Here is a 10,518-nt window from a genome sequence, read left to right as displayed (position 1 = left end):
TGCTGGCGATCGCCTTTGCGCTGCTCTTGGCGCAGGGGATCAGCGCGGTCCTGCTCTACCGCGCCCAGGCCGATCGGCGCGAAGCCGCGCTGGTCCACACAGCGGCGCTGCGCCTGTTCGCCGCCGGACGCGAGGAAGGCCGGTTTGGCGGCGAAATCCGCCATGGCCCCGAATTCGGCGGCCGACAGCTCAAGGTCGAACTGCTCCCCGCCAGCCCGCTCGTCGCCGGCGATGATCGCAGATCCCACGCCGAAGACGAACTGCGTGAGATCCTCGAGGATCAGGGCGCCGTGCTGGGCCAGGTCGTGGTGGTGCAGCGTCCAACCAGCGAAGACCCGCGCCTTGCCGGGAAACTCGAACACCGCACGCGCATGCTTGGCGATCATGCGCCGCCGCCGCCTGATCATGTCCTGCTCGCCGCGGTCGAACTGCAGCCTGCGGGCGGCGGCTGGCTGGCCGTGCGGATTCCGGTGCCGGGCGGGGAGCGCGCCCTGCTCGCCTCGTTGCTCGGCCAGACCCTGCTGCTCTATGGCCTTCTGGTCGGCGCGATCGCGCTGATCCTGGGGCGGATTACCCGCCCGCTGGCTGCCCTGACCCGGCGGCTTGAGCGGTTTGCCCAGACCCGCGACATCGATGGCCAGCTTGAACCCCAGGGGCCCGACGACATTCGCAGCCTGATCGTCGCGCACAATGCGATGGAGGGCCGGATCGCCGCGCTGCTCGATGAAAAGGACGTGATGCTCGGGGCCATCGGACACGACCTCAAGACCCCGCTGGCCGCACTGCGCGTGCGCATCGAATGCGTCGATGACGAGAGCGAGCGCGCCAAGATGGCCGCAACGATCGAGGACATTACCCGCAGCCTCGACGACATCCTCTCGCTGGCCCGCGTTGGCCGCCCAAGCGATCCGCGCGAACCCACCGAACTGTCTGCGCTGGTCGCCCACGTCGCCGAGGAATTCGAGGACATGGGCGAACCGGTCACTTTCGCACCCAGCGAACGGATCGTGCTGTCATTGCGCCCAACCTGGCTGCGCCGCGCGGTGCGCAACCTCGTCTCCAACGCGCTGCGCTATGCCGGATCGGCCCGGATCACGCTCGAACGCCAGGGCGACAGCGCAGTAGTCCGGGTCGAAGACGACGGCCCGGGCATCCCCGACGGCGATATCGAGCGGATGCTCGAACCTTTCACCCGCGGCGATCCGTCGCGAAACAGCGGCACAGGCGGCGCGGGCCTGGGCCTGACCCTGGCGCGGGCGATTGCCGAACAGCATGGCGGCAAGCTCCACCTCGCCAACCGGCGCGGCGCGGACGGCGCGGTCGCCGGGCTGACCGCGACGATCAGCCTGCCGATTACCTGAGCCGCGCGCCTATTTCACCTTGGCCATTTCGCGCGAGAGTTCCTCGCCGCGCGCTTCCTTGAGCACGCCGCAGCTGTGTACGCGCTCGACCGTGCGTTCAAGCTCAAGCGCCCCGGTCTTGCCCTCAAGCTTGGGGCGCAGCAGCGCCGCGATCTCGTCGGAACGCTCGGTCGAGCAGAACCCGACCAGCACGCCGGGCAGGCGCGCGGTGAAGAAGATGCCGCCATTGCCGCTGGTCAGTTCGTCGAAGTGCAGCTTGAGCCAGTCAAAGCCCATTTCGCGGGTGCCAGGCGTCGTGATGACACCGCGGATCATGTTGCTGCGTTCGCTGCTGCGCAGGCGTGGATCGCTGAAATCGTCGAGCACCCAGCGCGCGGTATCGACATTACCGGTTGCCGAAATCGCCCTGAGCGCTGCCGGGCGGAATTGGGGATCGTCACCCGCGAGGGCCATGTCTGCCAGTTGCCGGGCCGCATCCGGCCCGCCGTTTTCGACCCAGATGCCCAGCCCCAGGTCGAACCACACCGGATCGAGCGCCTGCTTGTCCCCGCCAAGGTAGGCGGCCGCCGCATCGTAGAGCTGCTTGCGCAGGGCGGGCACGCGGGCCGTGCCGGCGAGCCGCTCGACCACCTGTTCGCGCTGCAGCGAGACTTCCGGATTCTCGCCCGCATAGACCCCGGCGCGCGGATCGAAGCCAAGCTTGCGCAGCTTCGGCGTGTAGAGCCCGATCAGGAAGCGCTGGTAACCGGCCTTGCCGGCATCGTTCATCAAGCCATTGGTATAAAACGCCTGCAGCGTATCGACGCCCGCCGCGCTGGCGTAGCTGTCGGGATTGCGCGAAAGCTGGCGTGCAGAGGCGATCAGCTGCGCCGGGCTGGCTCGCCCAGCGAGGAAACTGGCGTAAAGCGAATCGTCAAGCGCCAGCGCTTCCGCGCCGGGCAGGGTCGCCGCCGTCTTGATCAGCGCGTCCCATTCGGGCGCAGGCAGTTCGAAGCGATAATAGCCCGTGCCGCCCGCGTTGGGGATGAACGGCCCCTTCGCGGCAATGGCGACACTGCCGGTTTGCTCGGTCAGGAGCTGGCACTGCTGCTCGCCCTTGATCGGCCGGATGCAGAGCGGGATGCCCCAACTGGTCGGCGGCGGGACCGCGCCCAGCCGGGCATAGCGGCTCTGGGTAACCTGCCAGCTGCCGTCTTCGGCGCGGGCGAAAGTGACCAGCGGCACGCCCTGCTGGTCGGTGAAGCTCTGCATCGCGGCAACGATCCGGGGATCGCCCGCCGCATCGGCCAGCGCGGCGAAGAAATCGGTGCTGGTGGCATTGCCATACTTGTGCGCCGCCATGTACCCGCGAACGCCGTCACGGAACTTGTCGTCACCCATATAGCCCGCGATCATCGCAATCACGTGGCCGCCCTTGCCGTAAGTGATCGAATCGAAGGCCTCGTCGATCTGGGCGTTGGTCTCGATTGGCTGGTGGATCGCGCGGCCTGCGACCAACGCGTCGGTATTCATCGCGTTGAAGCCTTCGGCCAGCGCGCCGGCCCGGATATTAAGATCCGGACGCCATTCGTGGCCGATGCGGAAGCCCATCCAGTTGGCAAAGCTTTCGTTGAGCCAGATGTCGTCCCACCATGCGGGTGTCACCAGGTCACCGTACCACTGGTGCGACAGTTCATGGCTGACGACCATACCAAAGGTCCGCTGCCGTTCCACCCCCGACTTGCCATCGAGAATCAAAATGTTCTCGCCGTAAAGGTCGGCGCCCGCGTTCTCCATCGCGCCAGGCAGGATCGGCGTCGTGATCTGGTCAAGCTTGGGATAGGGGAAGGGCTGGCCGAAATAGGCTTCGAGATGGCGCACGATGTCCTGCGAGCCGAGCAGCGCGAAGTCCATCCGGTCCGCGTTCTGCCGAGTGGTGACGATCCGCAGCGGCAGTGGCTCGCTGCGCTGAGGGGTCGGTGCGACCGCCCCCTCGGCCACGGCGAAGGGACCCACCATCAGCGCCACCAGATAAGTCGGCAGCGGCAGGGTCGGTGCGAATTTGTGGACCTCATAGGCCCCCGCCCTGTCCGCAGAGATTTCCGGGGCATTGCTCACCGCGACCTGTCCTGGCTGGGTGCGCAGGGTGACGTTGAACGGAGTCTTGAACCCGGGTTCGTCGAACGCGGGAAAGACCGAGCGCGCCTCGATCGATTCGAGCTGCGTCCAGCTGTACCACTCGTCCGCCACCTTGAGATGGAACATGCCCGCCGGATTGCTGGCGAAGGGCGCATCGTAGTCGAAGGTCAAGACCACCGGGCCGGCCGGCAGGACGTCGTCGAACACCACCCGGGCGACGCCCGTGGGATCGACCTGGAACCAGTGCCCGACATAGGTCTTCTCGCCGGTCACCGCCGTGACGCGGCTCATCGCCAGGTCACGGCCGTGCAGATCGACGAACTTGCTGGGACGCTTGAGCTCGGCCTCGATCTCGACATGGCCGGAGAACCGCTCGCGCGAAGGATCGACGGTGAGGTCCAGCCAATAGGCCTTGGGCGCGGCGGCATCGGTCAGCCTGCCAGCGGGAACCGGGGCCAGCGCGGCGGCGGCCTCGGCCGTCTCGACAGCGGGTGAGGCTGGCTGGGCCGGAGCGGCAGGGGCGGGCTTGGCCGGCTTTGCCTCGGCCAGGGCGGGGGCAGAAACGGCAAGAGCAAGACTTGAAGCGGCAAGCAGAAGGGCGCGCATGGAGTTCCTTGAACATGATTGAACGCTGATTGGCGCCCCTTCACCCCAACCAGGACTTCAATGCACGGTCCGCCTCGACGAAGTGTGCTCCCTGTCCGACGAGCGTCAGCGCAGCAGGCTGCCCAAGAGGCCGCGCGCGAAGCGGCCGAAGATCGCTCCGCCGAGCGCCGTGCCGATCGTGCCAGCGGCAGCGCTCGCCGCCGAAGCCATCGGCGATCCGCTGGACTTCTTGCCGGTCATCGAACGCGCCACCATCGTGCCTGCCGAAGCGGCGGCAGCGCCGAGCGCGGCCTTGCCGGCCCGCTCCCACATCGAGGTGGTCTTGCGCGGCTGGGCGCGCTGCGCCTCCTCGCCCTGCTGGGCCACGACCTGCGCGGCTTCGGCGGCGTCCTGCGCCTTTTGCGCCAGCACTTCGGCGGCGCTCTCACGGTCCACCAGGGTGTCGTACTTGCCGTCGAACGGGCTGATCGATTGAATGATCGCGCGTTCCTTGTCGCTCACCGGGCCAAGCCGCGAGCGCGGCGGGGCGATCAGGGTGCGCTGGACCACGGTCGGGGCGCCTTCCTCGTCAAGGGTGGAAACCAGCGCCTCGCCCACCTTGAGTTCGGTGATGGCGGCGGCGACATCGAGGTCCTTGTTGATGCGGAAGGTTTCCGCCGCGGCCTTGATCGCGCGCTGATCGCGCGGGGTGAAGGCGCGCAGCGCGTGCTGGACGCGGTTGCCAAGCTGGCCCGCGATCTTTTCCGGAATGTCGATCGGGTTCTGCGTCACGAAATAGACGCCCACGCCCTTCGAACGGATCAGGCGAACGACCTGTTCCACCTTGTCGAACAGCGCCTCGGGCGCATCGTCGAACAAGAGGTGCGCCTCGTCGAAGAAGAACACCAGCTTGGGCTTTTCGGGATCGCCCTCTTCGGGCAGCGCCTCGAACAGTTCGGACAGCAGCCACAGCAGGAAGGTGGCGTAAAGCTTGGGGCTCTGCATCAGCTTGTCGGCGGCGAGGATGTTGATCACGCCCTTGCCGTTTTCGTCGGTGCGGATGAAGTCATTTATCTCGAAGGCCGGCTCGCCAAAGAACTTGTCCGCGCCCTGGCTGGCAAAGGCCAGCAGCTGGCGCTGGATCGTGCCGACGCTGGCCTTGGAAATGTTGCCATAGGTGGTGGCCAGTTCGCTGGCCTGTTCCGCGCAGGCGATCAGGGTCTGCTGGAGGTCCTCGAAGTTGAGCAGCAACAGGCCGTTGTCGTCGGCCCACTTGAACGCGATCGACAGCACGCCTTCCTGCGTTTCGTTAAGGCCGAGCAGGCGCGAAAGCAGCAGCGGCCCCATTTCCGAAATCGTGGTGCGGATCGGATGGCCCTGCTCGCCGTAAAGATCCCAGAACACCGCCGGATTATCATGGTAGGCATAGTCGGTGATGCCGATTTCGGCGGCGCGCGCCTCCAGCTTGTCGGCATGCTTGAAATCGTGGCTACCGGCCATGCAGATGCCTGAAAGATCGCCCTTCACATCGGCCAGGAACACCGGCACGCCGGCGCCTGAAAACTGCTCGGCAATGGTCTGCAGCGTCACCGTCTTGCCGGTGCCGGTCGCCCCGGCGATCAGTCCGTGGCGGTTGGCCCGGCCCAAGAGCAGGGTCTGACGCTCGCCATTTGCGCCCAGGCCAAGATAGATGTCTTCCATTGCCGCTGCTCCATCCGGTTCCAAGCATCTCGAATATAACGAAGATCGCGCTGATGCGAGGATCAATTGCGAGGACCTTTTTGCATGGTTCGCAATCCGCCGCTAGAAGCGCGAAATCCATGGCCGAACCTTTCATCCTCCTCGACGACGCGCGCCCCGATGGCGCCAGCGATGCCCGTCTTTACCGCCACCCCCGCGAAGTCATCGTCGCGCGCCGCGCCGAAGAGGTCGCCCCCGCGCTTGAGCGGATCGAGGCGCTGCGCAGCGAAGGCGCGAACCTGGCAGGTTACTTCGCCTATGAGGCCGGCCTTGCGCTCGAACCCCGCCTTGTCCCGCTGGCGGCGGCGCGCACCGGCGCCATGGGACCGCTGCTGTGGTTTGGCGCGTTCGATGGGTTTGAAACGATCCCGGCGGACGAAGTCCCGGCCTGGCTGGCGCGCGAGGCGGGGGAAGGCGTGGCCCAGGTCGGCCCGGTCGAACCGCAGGTCTCCCCCGGCGGCTACGGCACGGCCTTTGCAGAGTTGCAGGAAGCGATTGCGGCGGGCGACATCTATCAAGCCAACCTCACCTTCCACCTCGCTGGCAGCTATCGCGGCGATCCCCTGGCGCTCTACGCCGCGCTGCGCCCGGCGGCGGGCGCGGGCTATGGCGGGATCGTCTGCGATGGGTCGCACTGGCTCCTGTCGTGCTCGCCCGAACTGTTCTTTGCGCTCAAGGACGGCGCGGCGACCGTGAAGCCGATGAAAGGCACAAGACCTCGCGGCCGCGACGAAGCCGAGGACGCCGCCTTGGCCGCCGAACTCGCCGTTTCGGCCAAGGACCGCGCCGAAAACCTGATGATCGTCGATCTGATGCGCAACGACCTGTCCCGCGTGGCCAAGGCTGGCAGCGTCAAGGTCGACAAGCCCTTCGCGGTCGAAAGCTATCCCACGGTCCACCAGATGGTCACCACCGTGCGCGCCCGGATGCAGCCTGACTGCGGCGCAATCGATCTGGTCCGCGCGATCTTCCCCTGCGGCTCGATCACCGGCGCACCCAAGATCCGCGCGATGGAACTGATCAATGAAGTCGAACGCGATGCGCGCGGCCCCTATTGCGGCGCGATCGGCCGGATCGACGCCAATGGCGATGCGGCCTTCAACGTCGCGATCCGCACCCTGCGCCTGACGCCGGGTGAAAACGGGCGCGGCCGCGCGGTGCTGGGCGTCGGCTCGGCCATCGTCGCGGACAGCGAAGGCCTGCAGGAATGGCGCGAATGTCTGGTCAAGGGCGGGTTCGTGCGGCTCTATGCCGCTGGCTGCGACCTGATCGAGACGATGCGCTTTACCCCCGACGAAGGCGTGCCGCTGCTCGAACTGCATCTCGAACGGATCAAGGGGAGCGCCGAGGAACTAGGCTTCACGTTCGATCGCCACGCCGTGCGCAACGCCATCCAGGCGCTGTGCTTCGAGGCGGACAAGCCCTCGCGGCTGCGCCTCGTCGCCTCGCGCTCGGGCGCCTACAGCCTGGAACTCGGCAAGCTGCCGGCACCCTTGGGCGAACCGGTCGCCTGCGCCGTGCTGCGCCTGCCGGTGGACGAGGGCGACTGGCGGCTGCGCCACAAGAGCACCGACCGGGGCTTCTACGATGTCGGGCTGAAGGCCGCCAAGGGCGCCGGGGCGCAAGAGGCGCTGTTCCTGCGCGATGATGGCCTCATCACCGAAGGCTGCTTCACCAACCTGTTTGTCGAGCGCGGTGGCAAGCTGCTGACCCCGCCCGCGCGGCTGGGCCTGCTGCCCGGCGTGCTGCGCCGCTCGCTGATCGAGGCGGGCCGCGCCGAGGAGGCGGAACTGACGCTGGATGACCTCAAGGACGGCTTCCTGATCGGCAATGCCCTGCGCGGGCTGATGCGCGCGCGGCTGCTGTGATGCTGTCCAAGGCCCTCGCTCGCATCGCGCCCTCGCGCACCACCGCGATGACCGACCGCGCGATCGAACTGCGCGCTGCGGGGCGCGACATCATCTCGCTTTCGGTGGGTGAACCCGATTTCGCCACCCCGCCCCACGTCATCGCCGCCGCCCATGCCGCGCTTGATGCAGGCGACACCAAGTACACCGCCGTTCCCGGCACCGCCGCCCTGCGCGCCGCCGCCGCGCTGCATTTCAAGCGCGACCTTGGCATCGACGTGCCGCCTTCGCAGGTCATCGTCAGCGCCGGGGGCAAGCAGGCGATCTTCCACGCGCTGCTCGCCACGCTCGATCCGGGCGACGAGGTGCTGATCCCCAGCCCGTGGTGGGTCAGCTATCCCGAAATCGTCCGCTTCGCCGGGGCGGACGTGGTGGACCTGCCAACCACGGCCCGCGGCGGCTTCCGCATCACCGCCGCGCAGCTTGAGGCCGCGATCACGCCCAAGACCCGCTGGCTGCTGCTCAACAGCCCCGGCAATCCGACCGGCGCGACCTATCCGGCCGAGGAACTGCGCGCGCTGGGCGAAGTGCTCGCCCGCCATCCGCGCGTGCTGATCATGTCGGACGATATCTACGCGCCGCTGCGCTACACGCCGGGCGCCCACGCGACGCTGGCGGTGGAATTCCCGGAGCTGGCCGAGCGCGTGCTGACCGTGTCGGGCGTCTCCAAAAGCCACGCGATGACCGGCTTTCGCATCGGCGTCGCGGCTGGCCCGGCCTGGCTGATCGGCGCAATGGGCCGCCTGCAATCGCATTCCTCGGGCAATGCCGCCTCGATCAGCCAGGCCGCCGCCGTGGCCGCATTCGAAGGGCCGCAGGATTTCCTGAAGGACTGGTGCGAACGCTTCCGCGCGCGGCGCGACATGGTGGTGGCCGCGATCAACGCCATTCCCGGCCTGTCCTGCCCGGTGCCGGACGGGGCGTTCTATTGCATGGTCGATGCCGCGCCGCTGATGGCGCGGTTTGGCGATGACGAGGCGCTTTGCCTCCACCTGCTCGAACACGGGGTCGCGGTGGTGGCCGCCTCGGCCTTTGGCGGCGCGGACGGTTTCCGCATCTCGTTCGCCGCCGACGAAGCCAAACTCGAAGAAGCGGTGCGCCGCATAGCTGGAGCACTGACATGACTGCCATTCCGATCCTCTACGAAGACGGCGAAGCCCTGGTGATCGACAAGCCCGCAGGCCTGCCGATCGAGCGCCCGCGCGCAGGCGGCCGCTGCCTCGAAGACCATCTGGAACAGCTGAAGCTCGGCTTCCAGCGCGAGCCGTGGCCTGCCCACCGGATCGATACCGACACCTCGGGCTGCCTGCTGCTGGCGCGCAACCCCAAGTCATTGAAGCGCTTCAACGCGGCCTTCGAAGGGCGGCAGGTGGAGAAAGTCTACCTCGGGATCGTCAACGGCCCGGTCGAAGGCGATGAAGGCACCATCGAACTGTCGCTCTCCAAGATTTCCAGCGCGGAAAAGGGCTGGCGGATGATCGCGGCGAAGAAGGGCAAGCCCTCGGTCACGCACTGGCGCAAGCTGGCGCAGCGCGGCAGCCTGACGCTGGTGGAATTCCGCCCCGAAACCGGCCGCACCCACCAGATCCGCATCCACGCGCAGGCGGGGCTGGGCCACGCGCTGCTCGGCGATCCGGTCTATGGCGACGGGACAGGCGCGCCGCGCACGATGCTGCACGCGCTGGCGCTGACGGTGCAGCGCGAAGGCAAACCGCCGATCGCCGCGCGCGCGCCGGTGCCAGCGGATTTCGCGGCGCTCGGATTTGGCGAAGATGTCATCGGCGGATGACACCATCGCCCGCGCGAACGCGCTGGCCAGCGAAAGCTTCGTGACCGCATCCGGCCCGGGCGGGCAGAACGTCAACAAGGTGGCGACCGCCGTGCAGCTGCGGCTCGACGTCTATGCCCTGCGCCTGCCGGAGCCGGTCTTCGCGCGGTTCAAGCAGCTGGCGGGCAGCCGGATGACCACGCGCGGCGAACTCCTCATCACCGCCCAGCGGTTCCGCACCCAGGAAGCCAACCGCCAGGACGCGCGCGAGCGGCTGGGCGAGCTGATCGCCGAAGCCTTCAACCTGCCCCAACAGCGCGCCAAGAGCCGCCTCAACCGCGTCGGCAAGACCCAGCGCCTCGAAGGCAAGAAAAAGCGCGGCGCGGTCAAGGCCGGTCGTGGCAAGGTGCGGCTGGATTAGGGTGTGGGGGTGTGTGCTGTTGGCCGAAAGACTGGAATGTCAGGGTTAGTTGACGTCCGAATGGCATAGACGCTTTTCGCCAGGGTCATCGAGCACCCAGTCTATTTTAAAGATAATCACCTCACCTTCACTGGTTTTGTCATGAGATGGCTGATCCCATATCCCAGCTTGGCAAATCCCTTGGTCGATCAGCGAATTAAGAGCCTTACGAACATCGTCCACGGAAGCGGGCTCGGCCACACGCACTACAATGAATTTTCCTATCCCGTCGGGCCGTCCGTCGGAATGGCGAACAAGAGACTCTAGCGCGCCAATAGGCTTGCCATCCAAGATCCATTTCCCGGTTACAGGATCGTACTGTGGAAGCTCCCCTGCATCACTGAATTTGAATGTGGTGGAGGTCGTAATAAGGCTAAATTGCTGGGTCTCGTCGGCAGATCGATTTGTAAACCACCAAACATCAACTGCGAGTGCCATCACAAGCACGACACCAAGAACGATACGTGTGCGCTTAGTGAACCGCTTCATGGTGCAAAGCATACACTTGCCGCAAACGTCCGCAATCGCGGCGCGTCGGGATATGCGGCAATGGGCCGAGCGCCCAGGTATCGTCTAACG

The 10,518-nt window shown here is 66.8% G+C and carries 8 protein-coding genes; 5 read left to right on the top strand and 3 right to left on the bottom strand.

Annotation, left to right across the window (positions count from 1 at the left end; translation table 11 throughout):
* Positions 1-2: 2 nt before the first annotated feature.
* The gene (locus ACE3SN_RS07885; RefSeq protein WP_374529040.1) at positions 3-1,361 is read left to right on the top strand and encodes an ATP-binding protein; all 1,359 of its coding nucleotides are present in this window, start codon (positions 3-5) and stop codon (positions 1,359-1,361) included.
* Positions 1,362-1,370: 9 nt separating this feature from the next.
* Here the strand turns inward: ACE3SN_RS07885 and ACE3SN_RS07880 are convergent, their stop codons facing one another.
* Both ACE3SN_RS07880 and ACE3SN_RS07875 read right to left on the bottom strand, forming a co-directional pair.
* Complete coding sequence (locus ACE3SN_RS07880; RefSeq protein ID WP_374529038.1) at positions 1,371-4,085, bottom strand: M1 family metallopeptidase; 2,715 nt, start codon at positions 4,083-4,085, stop codon at positions 1,371-1,373.
* A 105-nt stretch (positions 4,086-4,190) separates the two neighbouring features.
* Entirely contained in the window at positions 4,191-5,765 is a 1,575-nt protein-coding gene (locus ACE3SN_RS07875; RefSeq protein ID WP_374529036.1) for a helicase HerA-like domain-containing protein, read from the bottom strand.
* A gap of 119 nt (positions 5,766-5,884) precedes the next feature.
* Between ACE3SN_RS07875 and pabB the strand changes: the two genes are divergently transcribed.
* The 4 genes from pabB to arfB are packed head-to-tail and all read left to right on the top strand — an operon-like array spanning position 5,885 to position 9,900.
* The gene (gene pabB, locus ACE3SN_RS07870) at positions 5,885-7,672 is read left to right on the top strand and encodes an aminodeoxychorismate synthase component I (RefSeq protein WP_374529034.1); all 1,788 of its coding nucleotides are present in this window, start codon (positions 5,885-5,887) and stop codon (positions 7,670-7,672) included.
* The gene (locus tag ACE3SN_RS07865; RefSeq protein ID WP_374529032.1) at positions 7,669-8,835 is read left to right on the top strand and encodes a pyridoxal phosphate-dependent aminotransferase; all 1,167 of its coding nucleotides are present in this window, start codon (positions 7,669-7,671) and stop codon (positions 8,833-8,835) included. Before pabB ends, ACE3SN_RS07865 begins: the two co-directional genes overlap by 4 nt.
* Entirely contained in the window at positions 8,832-9,500 is a 669-nt protein-coding gene (locus tag ACE3SN_RS07860; RefSeq protein WP_374529030.1) for an RluA family pseudouridine synthase, read from the top strand. Before ACE3SN_RS07865 ends, ACE3SN_RS07860 begins: the two co-directional genes overlap by 4 nt.
* Complete coding sequence (gene arfB / locus ACE3SN_RS07855) at positions 9,484-9,900, top strand: alternative ribosome rescue aminoacyl-tRNA hydrolase ArfB (protein WP_374529028.1); 417 nt, start codon at positions 9,484-9,486, stop codon at positions 9,898-9,900. Before ACE3SN_RS07860 ends, arfB begins: the two co-directional genes overlap by 17 nt.
* A gap of 45 nt (positions 9,901-9,945) precedes the next feature.
* Here the strand turns inward: arfB and ACE3SN_RS07850 are convergent, their stop codons facing one another.
* Positions 9,946-10,428, bottom strand: a complete 483-nt coding sequence (locus ACE3SN_RS07850; RefSeq protein WP_374529026.1) for a hypothetical protein — start codon at positions 10,426-10,428, stop codon at positions 9,946-9,948.
* Positions 10,429-10,518 lie beyond the last annotated feature (90 nt).

Origin of the sequence: Novosphingobium sp., from assembly GCF_041915465.1 — a bacterium.
GTDB lineage: Bacteria > Pseudomonadota > Alphaproteobacteria > Sphingomonadales > Sphingomonadaceae > Novosphingobium.
Note: the sequence above shows the minus strand (reverse complement) of the source record. Positions and strands in the feature narration are given on the sequence as shown.